Source organism: Brevibacterium sp. LAARM2_SD2, assembly GCF_057364785.1.
The window spans coordinates 11,851-28,082 of the sequence record NZ_JBNFOM010000016.1 but is presented as its reverse complement, the minus strand read 5'-3'; the positions used below and the strand labels follow the sequence as shown (position 1 = coordinate 28,082).

Here is a 16,232-nt window from a genome sequence, read left to right as displayed (position 1 = left end):
CGTCACACGCCCATCTTAACCACGCGGCCCCGGCGATCGCCTCCTCACAGGTTGCTCAACAATCAGTGTTCGCTGGGGGCGAAATCCTGCGTCACATTCCGACGCACGGGATGAATAGCCTGGCACCACGCGAGGACGAACATGCCTGAGCGTTCGGGAACCCAGTGATGCGCCGATAACCGCTGAGCAATTACAGGCGCAGTGGGCTCGCGCGGGCCCCTCGCCCGTCGACCGAGCAGCGCCGCGCGCAGGCAACCTCAGCGCGAATTCTGAGACAACTCAGGGAGTCTGCGGATGACGAAGCTCTCGTGCTCGGCACCCCGCTGACTCCGGCCGCACTCGATACGATGGAGACCATGACCGTTCATCCCATCGTCATCTACGGCGAACCCGTGCTCCACCGCCCTGCCGACCCCGTCACGGAGTTCGATGACGCCCTTAGGACACTCGTCGCCGACATGCACGAGACCCTCGATGCGAGCAACGGGGTCGGTCTCGCCGCACCGCAGATCGGCGTGGGCCTGCGGATCTTCGTCTACCACGCCGAGGATGACGCCGGGGTGCGTCGTCGCGGCACCTTCGTCAACCCCCGACTCGTCGCCTCCCGGGTGCCCGACGGTCGCCCCGACCCTGCCGAGGACACCGAAGGATGCCTGTCGGTGCCGAGCCTCGACTACCCGCTCAAGCGCGCCGACCGGGTCACGGTCACCGGAGTCGACGAGGCGGGCGAGCCCGTCTCGCTCAACGCCGAGGGCTGGTTCGCCCGCGTCATGCAGCACGAGTTCGACCACCTCCAGGGCACCCTCTACGTCGACAGGCTCGACAAGCGCTGGGCGAAGAAGTGGAAGAAGGAGCAGACCGCCGCCGGGTACGACGAACCGGGACGGTCATGGATGCCGGGAGTCGACCCCGATCCGTTCGGCCACTGACCGCTCAGGCCAGCAGCCTGCTCACTGTGCGGGCGCGCCGTCTCCGGTCTCGAGCGACTTCTGCGCCGCGGCCAGGCGGGTGTCGAAGTCGTCGAAGGTGTCGGCGGTCTCCTCGAGTTCGGTGAGGAGACCGGAGACGACCTCGGCCTGGGAGTCCGCGTCGATACGCAGCTCCCGGAACTGCCAGTCGGCGGAATCGTCGGCGGCGGTGCGGGAGAGGACGTCGAGGACTCGGTCGCCGAGCTCCCGCGAGCGCTCGGAGTTGTGGAGCAGCACGAGCTGCTGGTCGAGCTCGAGCAGCCGCAGATAGTAGTCGTGCATCGACACGACGCGATTGGCCATCGAGGTGAACGCGACGGCGAGCTTCGTCAGGTACGCATCGACGGTCTTCGCCGTGCCCGAGTCCTTGATGCTCTCGATCTCCTCGCGGAGGCGGACGAGCTCGCGCAGCCGCACGCCGATCGACGCCACGGCGTGGTCGAGGTCGACGCGGGAGACGTGGTCGGTGAGGAACGGATGCGTCCAGGCGCGGGTGCGCACGATCTTGCGGGCGATGGTGACGGCGAGATGGAAGAGACGCTGCTCATCGGTGTCGCGTCCCTCCTTCCGGCCGGGCTGGAAGCCGAGGCTCGCCGGTGTCAGCCACTCGGCGTGGGCCGCGCGCTGCCGGTTGCGGCGATTGAGGCGACGGGGATCGCGCAGGTACTTCGGTCCCGTCACGGCGGCGAAGACGCCGGTGCCCACGGCCGTGGCCCCACCGAGGACGCCGAAGGTCAGGGCGGCATCGAGGTACCCGGCGAGCAGCGCAATGCCGCCGGGAGCGGCGAAGCCCGTGGTCACGGCGGCACCGGTGGCGGTTCCGCCCTTGAACACCGCGGAGGTGCGGAAGAAGTTCCGGCGCATCGCGCCGGTGAGCATGATCGCGCTCGGGGCGCCGGCCGTGTACCGGTAGCCGCGGGCCTTCCAGGCGGTGAGGATCTCCTCATTCACGCTGTCGGGCACGAGCACCCGGTAGATCGGCACGGTTCTGCCGCATTCGTCCTTCCACAGCGACTTCCACGCATGTGCCACTGCGTCCACCTCCACGCTCAGCAGGGGGCGAGCCGGCTCGGCGGCCGACGCGCGCTCCGGGGAGAATGCGAACAGCCACACCCTCCGACTCTCTGCGGGAACCCCGGGGGGTTCCCTTTGCTCAGAAGTCTAGAGGGTGTGGCTGGATCAACGCTGAGTCCGCCTCGGCCTCAGCCGTTGATCTTCGCGAGGATGAGCTCCTTGGCCTTGCCGGCGTCGGCCTGACCGCGGGTGGCCTTCATGATCGGCCCCATGAGCGCGCCGATGGCCTGCATCTTCCCGCCCCTGATCTTCTCGACGACGTCGGGGTTGCCGGCGATCGCCTCGTCGACGGCGGCCTCGAGCGCACCGGTGTCCTCGACGATCTCGAGACCGCGGGCCGACATCACCTCGGCAGGGTCGCCCTCACCGTCCGCGACTCCGGCGAGGACCTCCTTCGCCAGCCGGTCGTTGAGCTTGCCGTCGGCGAGCAGAGCCGTGAGACCGGCGACCTGGGCCGGAGTGACGAGCTCCGTCGGGTGGATCTCACGCTGGTTGGCGAGTCTCGCGACCTCACCGGTCCACCATTTCCGGGCGGCAGCCGAAGGCGCCCCGGCGGTGACGGTGTCCTCGATGGCCTCGAGGAGGCCGGCGTTGACGATGTCGCGCATCTCGAGGTCGGAGAAGCCCCATTCGGCGGTCAGCCGGCGGCGCTTCTGGGCGGGCAGCTCGGGCAGCGACTCCTTGATCTCGGCGACCCAGTCGCGGGAGGGCACGAGCGGGACGAGGTCCGGCTCCGGGAAGTACCGGTAGTCGTCGGCGTCGGACTTCAGGCGCCCCGAGGTCGTCTCACCGGTGTCCTCATGGAAGTGGCGGGTCTCCTGGACGACCTTCTCACCGGCGTCGAGGACCGTGGCCTGGCGGGCGATCTCGTAGCGCACGGCGCGTTCGATCGAGCGGAACGAGTTGACGTTCTTCGTCTCCGTGCGGGTGCCCAGCGGTGCCTCGGGGCTCTCCCGCAGCGAGACGTTGACGTCGGCGCGGACGTTGCCCTGCTCCATCCGCGCCTCGGAAACGCCGAGGGCGCGGAAGATGTCGCGCAGGGTCCGGACGTAGGCGGCGGCCACCTCGGCGGCCCGCTCCCCCGTGCCCGTGATCGGGTGGGTGACGATCTCGACGAGCGGCACCCCCGCCCGGTTGTAGTCGACGAGCGAGTGGTCGGCTCCGTGGATGCGGCCGGTCGCCCCGCCCACGTGCGTGTTCTTGCCCGCGTCCTCCTCCATGTGGGCGCGTTCGACGGGGATCGTGAACTGGGTGCCGTCCTCGAGTTCGACCTCGACCTGTCCCTCGGAGGCGATGGGCTCATCGGACTGGCTCGTCTGGAAGTCCTTGGGCACGTCCGGGTAGAAGTAGTTCTTCCGGGCGAAACGGCAGGATTCGGCGATCTCGCAGCCGAGCGCCAGACCGATCCTGATCGCGTACTCGACGCCCTTGGCGTTGACGACGGGCAAGGAGCCGGGCAGACCGAGCGAGGTCGGGGTGATGTTCGAGTTCGGTCCGCCGCCGAAGGTGTTCGGGGCCGCGTCGAACATCTTCGTCGCGGTGCCGAGCTCGACGTGGACCTCGATGCCGATGACCGGATCGTACTTGGTGATCGCCTCTTCGTACTTCACTTGGTCAGTCCTTCCGCAAGGGTGTCGAGGACACGGGATCCGGCGGCTTCGAGAGCGGCCTCGAGGGGGCCGGCGACGGCGTACATCCGCCGGTCCTCACGCGCCGGGGCGAGCACCTGGAAGCCGACGGGCAGACCGTCGGCGAGGCCGGCGGGCAGGGAGAGGCCCGGGATGCCGGCGAGGTTCGCCGGCAGGGTCGCGACGTCGCCGAGGTAGAGGGCCATCGGGTCGGAGGCGGACTCCGCCCCGAACTTCAGAGCCGTCGTCGGGGCCGTCGGCGAGACGAGGACGTCGACGGATTCGAAGGCCTTCGCGAAGTCCCGCTGGACGAGGGTGCGGATCTTCTGCGCCGACCCGTAGTAGGCGTCGTAGTATCCGGCCGAGAGCGCGTACGTGCCGAGGATGATGCGGCGCTTGACCTCCGCGCCGAAGCCGGCGGCACGGGTCGCGGCCATGACGGTCTCCGCGGTCACCGGTCCCTCGGTCGGTTCGACGCGCAGACCGTAGCGCATGCCGTCGTAGCGGGCGAGGTTCGAGGACACCTCGGAAGGCATGATGAGGTAGTACGCGTCGAGCGCGTAGGAGATCGAGGGCACGTCGACCTCGATGATCTCCGCACCCGCGGCAGCGGCGACGTCGAGGGCTGCGGTGAACGCGTCGCGGACCCCGGCGTCGTAGCCGTCGCCGATGAGCTGCTTGATGACACCGAGCTTCTTGCCCTTGAGCGTTCCGTTCTGCGCGAGCGCGACGAAGTCGTCGACCGGGTCGGGCAGCGAGGTCGAGTCGAGCGGGTCGTGTCCGGCGAGCAACATGTGCAGGGCTGCGGCATCGGCGACGCTGCGGCCCATCGGGCCGACCTGGTCGAGGCTCGAGGCCATCGCGATGATGCCGTAGCGCGAGATCGACCCGTAGGTGGGCTTGACGCCGACCGTGCCGGTGAAGGCGGCGGGCTGGCGCACGGAACCACCGGTGTCGGTGCCCACCGACAGCGGGGCCTGGAAGCCGGCGAGCGCGGCGGCCGCACCGCCGGAGGAGCCGCCGGGGACGTGCTCGAGGTTCCACGGGTTGCGGGTCGTGCCGAAGGCCGAGTGCTCGGTCGTCGAGCCCATCGCGAACTCGTCGAGGTTCGTCTTGCCGAGGACCGGCAGGCCCGCGGCCCTGACCTTGAGGTGGACGGTCGATTCGTACGGGGGAACCCAGTTCTCGAGGATCTTCGAGGCCGCGGTCGTGCGCACGCCCTCGGTGACGACGAGGTCCTTGAGGGCGACGGGCACACCGGCGAGGGCGTGGAGGTCCTCACCGCGGCTGCGCCGGTCGTCGACGTCCTTGGCGGTCGCCAGGGCGAGGTCGTCGGTGACGGTGATGAAGGAGCCGAAGTCCTCCTCGGTGTCGCGGATGCGGTCGAGGTGGGCCCGAGTGACCTCAACGGAGGAGAACTCGCCGGATGTCAGACCTGCGGCGAGTTCGAGGGCGCTCTTGGCGATGAGTTCGCTCATCATTCCTCCCCGAGGATCTGGGGGACGAGGAACTTGTCGTCGGCTGCGGCCGGAGCGGCGGCGAGCGCCTGCTCGCTCGTCAGGGTCGCACCGACCTCGTCGGGACGGAGCACGTTCGACAGGGCGATCGGGTGGCTCGTGGCCGGAACGTCGTCACCGACGACCTCGTTGACCCGCGCGACGTTCTCGAGGATCGTCGAGAGATCGCCGGCGAGTGCGGCCAGTTCGTCTTCGCTCATGGCGATCCGCGACAGCGACGCCAAGTGCGCCACCTGTTCGGGGGTGATTGCGGAGGACTCCGTCATTCCCTGCCTTTCATCGTCGTTCAACACTGCGCTCCAGTCTAATGTCTCAGCCCGCGCCCACCGGCACGCTGTGACCGTGACCCGTCCCTCGCCGAGGCGGCTGTGCTCACTCCGCGAAGACCGGCGGTCGACTCGTCACCGTCACCGGCGGCAGCCCGGCGGCATCGACCGGTTCGACGCGCACGAGCGTCGACAGCGCCGCGGGCCCCTGCGCGAGCCGGGACGTCCGTGGTCAGCCGTGAGGACATTGGGGTTGCCGTGGATCTCGAGCGAGGCGGGGTCGGTCGGGTCCGCGGCCTCGTACCAGGCTCCTGCGGAGAGCTGGATGACGCCGGGGCTGATGTCCGCGCTCAGTGCGGCCCCGGCCAGGCACGCGCCCCGGGAGTTGACGATGCGGACGACGTCGCCGTCGGCGATGCCGCGGGCTGCGGCGTCGGCGGGTTGAGGCGGCAGGGTTCGCGTCCGGCGATCTTCGCCGCCTGGCTCGTCCCACCCGTGTCGAGCTGGCTGTGGAGGCGCTGTCCCGGCTGGTTGGACACGAGATGCAGCGACCCGGCCGGGGCGTCGGCGGCGCCGAGCCACTCGGTCGGGGGCAGCCACGCGGGGTGTCCGGGGCAGTCGTCGTAGCCGAAGGCGTCGATGGTCTCGGAGAAGAGCTCGATCCGTCCCGACGGGGTCGACAGCGGGTGGCCTGCCGGGTCGGCGCGGAAGTCCGCGAGGAGCACCGTGCTGCCCTGCGGGACGTCGACTCCCCCGTCGGCCCAGAACGTGGCGAAGTCGGGCAGCGCGATGTCGTGGTCGGCAGCGGCCTGCCGGGTGCGCGTGTAGAGGTGTGCGATCCACTCCATCTCGGTCCGGCCCGCGGTGAAGGACTCGTGCGTGCCGACCCGGGCCGCGAGTGCTGAGAAGATGTCCCAATCGGCGCGGGCCGCGTGGCGGGGACTCAGTGCCCGGTGCATGGCGACGATGCGCTTGTCCCCCGAGGCGGCGCCGAGGTCGTTGCGCTCAAGGGTCGTCGTCGCGGGCAGGACGATGTCGGCCTGCCGGGCCGTGGCCGTCCAGAAGGGTTCGTGGACGACGATCGTCTCCGGCCGCTGCCATCCGCGGCGCAGCCGGTTGAGGTCCTGATGGTGGTGGAAGGGGTTCCCGCCCGCCCAGTAGACGAGGCGGGTGTCGGGATACGTCCGCCGCTCGCCGTTGAACTCGTAGTCCTCACCGGGGTGGAGGAGCATGTCGGCGATCCGGGCGGCCGGGATCGGCGCGGTCACCGGGTTCTCCCCGACGGGCAGGCGCGGCGCGGGGAACGGGTACTGCCAGTTGCCCATCGTCCCTGCGGCCCCGTACCCGAATCCGAATCCCGCCCCGGGCAGGCCGATCTGTCCGAGCATCGCCGCGAGCGCGAGCGCCGCCCAGTACGGCTGCTCCCCGTGGTCGGCGCGCTGCAGCGACCAGGCGACGGAGATCATCGTCGTCGTGCCCGCCATCTCACGGGCCAGTTCGCGGATCGTCTCCGCGGGGATCCGGGTGATCCCGGCCGCCCAGTCCGCGTCCTTGGCGATGCCGTCGCTCTCACCGAGGAGGTAGGGGCCGAAGCGCTCCCACCCGACGCAGCGGGTGGTGAGGAACTCCTCGTCGTGGAGGTTCTCGGCCAGCAGCGTGTGGGCGAGTCCGAGCATGAGCGCGGTGTCCGTGTTCGGTCGCACCGGCAGCCACTGCGGATCGAGGAAATCGGGGGCGTCGTCCCTGAGCGGGGAGACGGAGACGAACCGGCAGCCGTTGTCGTGGGTGGCCCGCAGCCGGTCGGGGATCGGGTGGTCGGAGAGTCCTCCGGATTCGAGCTGCGTGTTCTTCAGCGCGATCCCGCCGAACATCACCCACAGCCGGGTGTGCTCGGAGACGACGTCCCAGCTGCTGAGCCGACCGTTGGCGAACTGGGCGGGCCCGAGGACGTGCGGGAGGATCATCGCCGCCGCACCGAAGCTGTAGTTGCCGACCTGCGAGGTGTGTCCGCCGAAGGCGTTGAGGAACCGGTGGAGCTGGGTGCGCGCGTGGTGGAAACGACCCGCGCTCGCCCAGCCGTAGGACCCGCCGAAGATCGCCGCGTTCCCGTGCTCGCCGCGCACGCGCTCGAGTTCCCCGGCGACGAGGTCGAGGGCCTCATCCCAGTCGATCTCGACGAAGGGCTCGGCGCCGCGCAGATCGGTTCTGCGCTCATCGGTTCTGCGCTCATCGGTGCGGCGGGTCTCGGGTTCGCCCCGGCCCTGGCGCTCGGCGCGCACTGCGGTGAGCCAGGAGCGTCGCACGGCGGGTCTGCGCACCCGCAGGTCGGAGTCGACGGAGTCGGCGAAGTCGTGGATGAGCCGGCTCGGTCGGGCATCGGTGTCGGGTGGAACCACCTCGACGAGGGTGTCGTCGTCGACGACTGCTGTGAAGGACCCCCAGTGCGAACTGTGCGGAACAGTGCTCATGGGGTCCTCTCTATCACACGCTCACGCGCTCGGGCCAGGTTCTCTCACCGCGGATGTAGCCGGCCATGTCGCCGAGGACGCGGTCGGCGTCGGCCTGGGTGAACTCGCCGGCGCGCACCCCTGCCTGGAGGTCCGCGGCGAGTTCGGTGATCCGCGCTTCGACCGACTCTCCTCCCGTCCCGGCGGCCAGCGTGAGGTTCGGTGACGTCGCGGCCGTGACGGCGGCGTCGGCGGTGCGCGGGGCGAGCGCGAGCGGTTCGGGTCTCTCGAGTCCCTCACCGCGCTCGGCGCTGCCGAGCAGTCCCCCGCTCCACGGTTCGCCCTGCTCCTGCGGAGACTCGGCCGCCGCGGTCGGCGCCGTGCTGCGCTTGGTGTGGTGGTCAGGGCTGAGGACGAAGTCGGCGAGACCCGCTCCCAGAGGTGCCGCGGTGAGAACTGCTGCCAGAGCGACCGCGGTGCCGGCGATCAAGCGGGGGAATGCCTTCATGGCTCCCACTCTGCCAAACCATTCTGTCCCCATTCTCCGCTCCGCCTGAGACGTTCCTGGTCTCAGGCAAGGGACCCGGTCGCCAGCAGCGTCCGGAAGCCGTCTTCGTCGAGCACGGGCACACCGAGCGATTCGGCCTTCTCGAGCTTCGAGCCGGCGTTCTCCCCGGCGACGACGTAGTCGGTCTTCTTCGACACGGAACTCGCAGCTTTGCCGCCGGCGGCGAGGATCGCCTCCTTGATGCCGTCGCGGGTGAACGTGCTCAGCGACCCGGTGGCGACGATCGTCAGCCCGGCCAGGGTCTGCGGCGCGGTCTCACCGACCTCGTCCTCCATCCGGACTCCGGCGGCGCTCCACCGGTCGACGATCTCGCGGTGCCAGTCGACGGCGAACCAGTCGCGGATGCTCGCCGCGATCGTCTCCCCGATCCCGTCGACGGCGGAGAGCTCCTCGAGGCTCGCCTCGCGGATGGCGTCGAGGGAGTGGAAGTGGGCGGCAAGCGTCCGCGCGGCAGTCGGTCCGACGTGGCGGATCGAGAGCGCCACGAGCACCCGCCACAGGTCCTGGTCGCGGGCCTTGTCGAGTTCGGCGAAGAGCTTCTTCGTGTTCTGGCTCGGGGCACTCGGCTTCTTCGCCGTCCCCCGGGTGAAGAAGTACGGGACGAGCTCCCGCTCCCCCGTCTCGACGCCCTTGACGCGCTTGTTGCGCCAGATCTTCACATCGGCGAGGTCGTCGGGGGTGAGGTCGAAGAGTCCGGCCTCCGAGGACAGCGGCGGGGTCTCGGGTTCGGCGGGCGCGGTGAGCGCGAGGGCGGCCTCCTCGCCGAGGGCTTCGATGTCGAAGGCGGCCCGGGAGGCGAGGTAGAAGATCCGGTTCGTCACCTGCGCTGGGCACGACTGCGCGTTCGGGCAGCGGACGTCCTTGTCGCCCTCCTTCTGCTCGCCGAGGAGGGTCCCGCAGGACGGGCAGTGCGTGGGCATGACGAATTCGCGTTCGGATCCGTCGCGGGCGGCGACGACGGGGCCGAGCACCTCGGGGATGACGTCTCCGGCCTTGCGCAGGGTGACGGTGTCGCCGATGAGCACGCCCTTGCGCTTGACTTCGTAGCCGTTGTGCAGCGTTGCGCGTTCGACGGTGGAGCCGGCGACGGTGACGGGTTCCATCACCGCGAACGGCGTGACCCGGCCGGTGCGTCCCACTTGCACCTGGATGTCGAGGAGCTTCGTCGTCACCTCCTCGGGCGGGTACTTGAACGCCGTCGCCCAGCGCGGTGCCCGTGAGGTGTAGCCGAGGGCCTCCTGGACGGCGAAGTCGTCGATCTTGACGACGATGCCGTCGATCTCGTGGGAGACGTCGTGGCGGTGCTCACCGTAGTAGGCGATGAACTCCTCGATCTCCTCGACGGTCTCGAGGACCTTGTAGTACTCGCTGATCGGCAGCCCCCACGAGCGGAACTGCTCGTAGACCTCAGACTGCTCCTTCGGCTCCGGGTGCGAGGCGTCGGCGGGCGTCCACGCGGCGATGCCGTGGACGAGCATGTGCAGCGGACGGCTCGCCGTGACCGCCGGGTCCTTCTGCCGCAGCGATCCGGCGGCGGAGTTGCGGGGATTGGCGAACGGGGGCTTGCCCTCGGCGACGAGCTGCGCGTTGAGTTCGGCGAAGGCTTCGACGGGGAAGAACACCTCCCCGCGGATCTCCACCTCGGCGGGCGGGAACTCCGTGTCGAGGTGCTGCGGGATGTCGGAGATAGTCCGGACGTTCGCGGTGATGTCCTCGCCGATGCGCCCGTCGCCGCGGGTCGCGGCGCGGACGAGTTCGCCGTCCCGGTAGAGGAGGTTGACGGCGAGTCCGTCGATCTTGAGTTCGCAGAGGAACTTCGACTCAGCGCTCACCGCGCCGCTGACCCTGTGGTACCACTCGCGCAGCTCGGCGAAGTCGAAGACGTTGTCGAGGCTGTACATGCGCCCGATGTGCGTGACCGGGGAGAACGTCGTCGTGTCGACGGATCCGCCGACGGTCTGCGTGGGCGAGGAGTCGGTGACGAGCTCCGGGTACTTCTCCTCGAGCGCTTCGAGCCGGCGGGAGAGCTCGTCGTATTCGGCGTCGGAGACGAGCGGCGAGTCGTCCTTGTAGTAGGCGGCGCGATGCGACTCGATCTGCTCGGCGAGTGCGGCGTGAGCCTTCGCCCGGGCAGCGGCGTCCTGCAGGTCCAAGGTGTCGTCCATGGTCGTGTCTCCGTCTCGCTGTGTCTGGCTCATCTATCCCTCCGTCAGGGCTCGCCGCAGTCCTGCCGCCAGCCGCATCGCCGGCTCATCGGCGCGGTCCGGCGTCGCCGCCGGAGCGAGCAGCGGCGGGTGCCCCAGCGGCAGCTCCTCTCCCGTGAGCACGCCGAAGCCCGCGAGGCTCGCGGCACCCATGCCGACCCGCTGCCACGGTTCGGCGATGCGGTCGAGCCACTGCCGCACGTCACCGGGTCGGGAACCGGCGTCGGCGGGCAGGCGGATCCATGTGCCGACTCCCGCCTCGGCGAGGATCGCCAGCTGCTCCCATCCTGCTGCCCTCAGACTAGCCAACGGCACGGACACGGCGCCGGCACCGGTGGAGCGGACCACCTCGGCGGCGGGGATCTCCTTGCCGCGCAGCCGCAGGGGCGCGAGGTCGGGCAGGCTGAGCAGGGACGGCGGCAGGTGCCCGAAGGTCGAGGTCAGCGCCGCGTGGACCTGTGTCTCGCTGATCGCGGGCAGGCTCGCGAAGCCGGAGACGGTGGGCCAGGTGCCGGTGAGGACGGGGTCGAGGCGCATCTCGGCGAAGCGGATGACGGTGCGCAGCCCGAGCCTGCGCAGCCGTTCGGTGAGGCCGGCGATGCCGAAGGCGTAGGCCTGGACGACGTCGCGGCGGGCTCCGGCGTCGCCGAGGACGCGGCGCCCGAGGGCAGGCTGAGCGCGGTGACGAGCGTCCAGGGTCCCGGCAGGGACACCTGCACGGCACCGGGGAAGCCCTCGCCGTATTCGGCGACGGCGTCGAGGGCTTCGCCGAGCCCGGAGGACTCGAGACGCTCGTCCCGTCCCGCCGCGGCCGTCAGCCTCCACCCGTAGGACGCGCGGTCGACGTGGAGGTCGGTGAGCAGGCCGACGGCGCGGCCGATCGCGTCGGCGCCCCACCGGTCCCCGGAGCGGTGGGCGATGAGCGGGACGGGAGGCAGGCCCGAGGCGAGGACGTCGAAGCCCGCCGAGGCGGCCCGCCGGGAGACGTCACCGGGCCGGGACGCGGCGGCCGGGTCGGAGCCGCCGAGACTGTCCCCACCGGGAATCCACACCGACGTCGTCGTCGCCGACGGAGTGAGTGACTGCGTCTCAGCGGTGCCTGCGGCTGCGGGGGATTCCGAAGACGTCGACATAGAATCCGAACTCGCTTTCCAGGGAATCGATGATGGTCTCGGTGCGGACGAAGCCGTGGGATTCGCCCTTGTACAGACGGTAAATGTACTCCACTCCGGCCAGTCGGAGCATGTCGACGAACTCCTGCGCCTGATTGGGCGGGACGATCGGGTCGCGGTCGCCCTGCATGATCGCCACGGGCACCCTGATGTCGCTCGTGCGGTGGATCGGCGAGCGGGAGAAGAGCGCGTCCTGCGCCTCGGGCCAGGGGCCGACGAGACCGTCGACGTAGTGCCTCTCGAAGTCGTGGGTGTCGATGACGAACCGCATGAGGTCGGTGACCCCGAAGTACGAGGTGCCGCACGCGAAGACATCGGAGCTGATGAGCGCCGACAGCGCCGTCCAGCCCCCCGCCGAACCGCCGGAGATCGCGATCCGCAGCGGGTCGGCCAGTCCCGCATCGATGAGTCCCTCGACGGCAGAGACGATGTCGGCGACGTCGACGATCCCCCACTGTCCGCGCAGGCGCTCGCGCCAGGCGCGGCCGAAGCCCGTCGACCCGCCGTAGTTGACCTCCATGACGCCGATGCCGCGGGAGGCGAAGAAGCTCATCCGCGCCGACATGTCCGCCGTCGCCTGCCCGGTCGGTCCGCCGTGGGCGATGACGACGTAGGGAGGGCGCTCCCGGTCGAGGGCGATGAAGCGGGGATTGTGGGGCTCATGGAGGACGACGGGGACGCCGCCGAGGACCGTCGTGCGCGGGTGCGCGTAGTAGTCGTCGTGGGCGTCGAGCCGCTCCGTCGCGATCTCCGTGAACGCCCCGGTCACCCGGTCGACGGCGATGAGCGCGCCCGCGCAGTCCGGTGACTTCGCGGTGAGCAGGACGTGGGTGCGGCCGAGATCGTGGAGTTCGATGCTGCCCAGCGTCGCGATCTCCTCGACGACCCGCGCCGAGGCGGCGGTGGCGCTGGCGTCCCCGACGGGAGTGGCGGCAGCGTCGTCGCGCGCCCGCACGAGGGCGGCCATGTCCGACTGCGCGTGCGCCCACACCTCGGCGCCGTCACCGAGGTGCCACAGCGCCCCGAGCTGCCACAGCGGTCCGCCGATCTCGGTTCCCGTGTCGAGGACGGGACTGAGGTCGGTCACGGAGAGGTCGACCGCCTCGGCGGCAGACGACCCCGCCACCCCGCTGAGGTCGAGTTCGTAGAGGGCCCAGTGCCCCTGATGGTCCGAGCACAGCCGCAGCGTCGTCGGTCCGCTGAACTCCGGCTGGAGGAGGGCCACCTCACTGCCGTGGAGGACGGCGGCGACGGTCGGGTCGCCCCCGGTGCCGAGGTCGACGACCCACAGGCTCGTCTCATCCCACGGCATGTGCGGGTGCTCCCACCCGATGAAGGTGAGAAGTCGGCCGTCGGCCGAGATCCGCGGCCACGCCATGAAGTGCGCCTGCGTCGCGAGCTCCCGCATCGTCCCGAAGCGGGTGATGAGCACGATCGAGCGCCGCCGCACCGTCGATCGGCAGTCCTCGCGCACGCAGAGCAGCCCCCACGGGGTCATGTGGAGGTCACCGTAGCGGATGAGACCCGAGGTCTCGGGGGTGAGCGCGTGCGGCGACCGGCCGGGGATGAGCTGCCAGACGCGCTGGTCGGCGGCGTTGACGAAGTAGACGATGTCGCTGTCGGGGTCGAGCGCCCAGGCCCCGCCGCCGTATTCGTGGACGGCCGAGCGGATGTTGAACGGCTCCGGCAGGATCCGCTCCCCCGGCCCCGGGTGCGACAGGGAGGTGCGGACGAGTCCCGTCCGGGAGTTCTCGGCGGCGAACTTCGCCGAATAGTAGACGTGCTCGCCGCGGAAGGCGGCTTCGAAGATCGGGGCTGCCCCGGTGGCGACCTCCGCTGCGCTCAGCGGCGAGGACCACGTGCCGTACGGCGCGGTGACGACGTCCTGGGGCGATTCCTTCATTCCCCCAGGCTACCGCCCATAGCGGGCCCGTCACCGGTGGGCGTCACCGGTGCGCATCACCGCGCGCCGAGGCGGTCCCTGGCGGTGACGTCGATCGTGGCCTGACCGAGGACGCGGGTGCCGCGGTAGACGACCATCGTCTGTCCCGGGGCGACACCGGAGAGCTCCTCGGCGACGTCGACGTGGAGGAGCTGGCCGGCGGGCCGGGCCGCCGGCACCGCGGCCTCGTGGGCGGGCACCTCGGTGACGACGTCCCCGAGCCACGCGCGGGCGGGCACGGGGTCGGAGTGGGCGCGGATCTGGACCTCGCAGTCGATCCCCGTCTCCGGTGTGGTGCCGATGTCGGCGGGGGCGGGTCCGGCCCACGAGGTGCGGATGCCGGTGAGGTGGGAGACGCCGAGGTCGGCGCGGGAGCCGACGGTCACGGTGTTCGAGGCGGGGTCGAGACCGGTGACGAAGCGCGGCTTGCCGTCGGCGGCCGGCTTCTCGATGCCGAGCCCCTTGCGCTGGCCGATGGTGAAGGTCATCGCACCGTCGTGCTCTCCGAGGACTTCGCCCTCGCCGTCCTTGATGAGCCCCGGGCGCATCGGGATCTTGTCGGCCAGCCAGGCCTTCGTGTCGCCGTCGGGGATGAAGCAGATGTCGTAGGAGTCGGGCTTGTTCGCCACCGAGAAGCCGCGCTCGGCCGCCTCGGCGCGGACCTCGGCCTTCGAAGCGGTCGCTCCGATCGGGAAGTAGCAGTGCTCGAGCTGCTCGCCGGTGAGGACGCCGAGGACGTAGGACTGGTCCTTCGCGAGGTCCTCGCCGCGGTGGAGCTCGGGGCGGCCGGCGGCGTCGCGGACCACCTCGGCGTAGTGCCCGGTCGCGATCTGGTCGAAGCCGAGGGCGAGCGCCCGGTCGAGGAGGGCGGCGAACTTGATGCGCTCGTTGCAGCGCATGCACGGGTTCGGGGTGCGGCCGGCGGCGTACTCGGCGATGAAGTCATCGACGATGTCCTCCTTGAACCGCTCGGAGAAGTCCCACACGTAGAAGGGGATGCCGAGCATGCCCGCCACTCGGTGGGCGTCGCGGGAGTCCTCGATCGTGCAGCAGCCCCGCGAGCCGGTGCGCAGAGTGCCGGGCATCCGGGACAGGGCGAGGTGGACGCCGACGACCTCGTGGCCGGCGTCGACGGCACGGGCGGCGGCGACGGCGGAGTCGACTCCGCGGACATCGCGACGAGGACCTTCATGCGCTCTCCTGACTCTCGTGGGCCGTCTGCCGCCAGCGCGGCGTCGCCGAGACCATGCCGGCCCGGCGGGCCTGGTCGACGACGGCGGGCAGCGCCTCGAGGAGCGCGTCGATGTCGGAGACGGCGGTGTCGTGGCCGACGGTGAAGCGCTGTGCGGAGCGGGCGACGTCCTCGCTCATGCCCGCGGCGAGGAGGACATGGGAAGGGCGGGAGACGCCGGCCGAGCAAGCCGATCCCGTCGACGTCGCGATCCCGCGGGCGTCGAGGCCGAAGAGCAGGGAGTCGCCCTCGCAGCCGGCGAACGTGAAGTGGGCGCTGCCGGGCAGACGGCCGGTCCCGCGGGGGCCCGACAGTGTCGCGCCCTCGATCGTCGCCTCGACACCGGCGATGAGGCGGTCGCGGAGGTCGGAGAACTTCGCGGCCCGCGAATCGAGGTCGGAGGTCGCGAGGTCGACGGCCGCGGCGAAGGCGACCGCGCCGGCGACGTCGAGGGTGCCCGAGCGCACGCTGCGCTCCTGACCGCCGCCGTGGAGGATCGGGGTGGGCGCGGCGGCGCGGTCGAGGAGGAGGGCGCCGATGCCGACGGGACCGCCGATCTTGTGCGCGGTGATCGTCATCGCCGTGGCCTCCAGTGCGGCGAAGTCGAGCGGGATCTGCCCGAGCGCCTGGACGGCGTCGATGTGGAACGGGATGCCGAGGTCCCGGGCGAGGCGACCGAGTTCGGCGATCGGCTGGATCGTGCCGATCTCGTTGTTCGCGGCCATGACCGACAGCAGCGCGGTCCGGTCGGGGTCGCGGCGCAACGCCGCCTCGGCGGCGGGCAGGTCGATCCGGCCGGTCTCGTCGACGTCGAGGAGGACGATCTCCGCGCCCTGGGACTCGAGCCAGTCGACGGAGTCGAGGATCGCGTGGTGCTCGATCGCCGAGGTGAGGACGAGGGGTCGGGCGGGCTCGGCGAAGCTGCCGTTGTTGCGGGAGAGGTAGAGGCCCTTGACGGCGAGGTTGTCGGCCTCCGTGCCGCCGGAGGTGAAGACGACCTCGGAGGAGCTCGTCGCCCCGAGTGCCCGGGCGATGTCGTCGCGGGCCGTCTCCAGCCGCATCCGCCCGGCCTGACCGACCGCGTGCAGCGACGACGGATTGGCCCGGCGGCTCAGCTCGGTCGTGTAGACGTCGAGCACCGCCTGGGGCATCGGCGAGGTCGCGGCATGGTCGAGATAGATCGGCACGTCGAGTATTTTAGGCGCTCGGGCCCGG

The 16,232-nt window shown here is 70.7% G+C and carries 13 protein-coding genes and 1 pseudogene; 1 reads left to right on the top strand and 13 read right to left on the bottom strand.

Features of this window, described 5'->3' with window-relative positions; translation table 11 throughout:
* Nucleotides 1-356: 356 nt before the first annotated feature.
* Entirely contained in the window at nucleotides 357-929 is a 573-nt protein-coding gene (def, locus tag AC2W7K_RS11300) for a peptide deformylase (protein ID WP_211978984.1), read from the top strand.
* 21 nt (nucleotides 930-950) lie between these two features.
* Here the strand turns inward: def and AC2W7K_RS11295 are convergent, their stop codons facing one another.
* The 13 genes and pseudogenes from AC2W7K_RS11295 to AC2W7K_RS11235 all read right to left on the bottom strand — a co-directional run bounded on the left by AC2W7K_RS11295 (nucleotide 951) and on the right by AC2W7K_RS11235 (nucleotide 16,204).
* Entirely contained in the window at nucleotides 951-2,009 is a 1,059-nt protein-coding gene (locus AC2W7K_RS11295; protein ID WP_486006195.1) for a hypothetical protein, read from the bottom strand.
* Nucleotides 2,010-2,170: 161 nt separating this feature from the next.
* A complete protein-coding gene (gene gatB / locus AC2W7K_RS11290) occupies nucleotides 2,171-3,652 on the bottom strand; it encodes an Asp-tRNA(Asn)/Glu-tRNA(Gln) amidotransferase subunit GatB (protein ID WP_211978983.1) in 1,482 nt (493 codons plus the stop codon).
* Entirely contained in the window at nucleotides 3,649-5,148 is a 1,500-nt protein-coding gene (gene gatA, locus AC2W7K_RS11285; protein ID WP_211978982.1) for an Asp-tRNA(Asn)/Glu-tRNA(Gln) amidotransferase subunit GatA, read from the bottom strand. Before gatA ends, gatB begins: the two co-directional genes overlap by 4 nt.
* On the bottom strand, nucleotides 5,148-5,453 hold the full coding sequence (gatC, locus tag AC2W7K_RS11280) for an Asp-tRNA(Asn)/Glu-tRNA(Gln) amidotransferase subunit GatC (protein WP_137826078.1): 306 nt from the start codon (nucleotides 5,451-5,453) through the stop codon (nucleotides 5,148-5,150). Before gatC ends, gatA begins: the two co-directional genes overlap by 1 nt.
* 141 nt (nucleotides 5,454-5,594) lie before the next feature.
* Nucleotides 5,595-5,846 carry a molybdopterin dinucleotide binding domain-containing protein gene (locus AC2W7K_RS11275; RefSeq protein WP_486006205.1) on the bottom strand — a complete coding sequence of 84 codons (252 nt, stop codon included), beginning with the start codon at nucleotides 5,844-5,846 and terminating at the stop codon, nucleotides 5,595-5,597.
* Nucleotides 5,804-7,921: a molybdopterin-dependent oxidoreductase gene (locus AC2W7K_RS11270; RefSeq protein WP_486006194.1), complete on the bottom strand. Its 2,118-nt coding sequence runs from the start codon at nucleotides 7,919-7,921 to the stop codon at nucleotides 5,804-5,806. The genes AC2W7K_RS11275 and AC2W7K_RS11270 overlap by 43 nt, the downstream gene beginning before the upstream one ends.
* A gap of 13 nt (nucleotides 7,922-7,934) precedes the next feature.
* On the bottom strand, nucleotides 7,935-8,408 hold the full coding sequence (locus AC2W7K_RS11265) for a hypothetical protein (RefSeq protein ID WP_211978980.1): 474 nt from the start codon (nucleotides 8,406-8,408) through the stop codon (nucleotides 7,935-7,937).
* Between the two features lie 62 nt (nucleotides 8,409-8,470).
* Complete coding sequence (ligA, locus tag AC2W7K_RS11260) at nucleotides 8,471-10,633, bottom strand: NAD-dependent DNA ligase LigA (RefSeq protein ID WP_211978979.1); 2,163 nt, start codon at nucleotides 10,631-10,633, stop codon at nucleotides 8,471-8,473.
* 33 nt (nucleotides 10,634-10,666) lie between these two features.
* Nucleotides 10,667-11,209: a hypothetical protein gene (locus AC2W7K_RS11255; protein ID WP_486006193.1), complete on the bottom strand. Its 543-nt coding sequence runs from the start codon at nucleotides 11,207-11,209 to the stop codon at nucleotides 10,667-10,669.
* Nucleotides 11,113-11,805, bottom strand: coding sequence for a hypothetical protein (locus AC2W7K_RS11250; RefSeq protein ID WP_486006192.1), 693 nt, complete (start codon nucleotides 11,803-11,805; stop codon nucleotides 11,113-11,115). Before AC2W7K_RS11250 ends, AC2W7K_RS11255 begins: the two co-directional genes overlap by 97 nt.
* On the bottom strand, nucleotides 11,762-13,747 hold the full coding sequence (locus tag AC2W7K_RS11245) for a S9 family peptidase (RefSeq protein ID WP_211978977.1): 1,986 nt from the start codon (nucleotides 13,745-13,747) through the stop codon (nucleotides 11,762-11,764). Before AC2W7K_RS11245 ends, AC2W7K_RS11250 begins: the two co-directional genes overlap by 44 nt.
* A gap of 56 nt (nucleotides 13,748-13,803) precedes the next feature.
* Nucleotides 13,804-14,978, bottom strand: a pseudogene (gene mnmA, locus AC2W7K_RS11240) (tRNA 2-thiouridine(34) synthase MnmA).
* On the bottom strand, nucleotides 14,975-16,204 hold the full coding sequence (locus AC2W7K_RS11235; RefSeq protein WP_211978975.1) for a cysteine desulfurase family protein: 1,230 nt from the start codon (nucleotides 16,202-16,204) through the stop codon (nucleotides 14,975-14,977). The pseudogene mnmA and the gene AC2W7K_RS11235 overlap by 4 nt, the downstream one beginning before the upstream one ends.
* Nucleotides 16,205-16,232 lie beyond the last annotated feature (28 nt).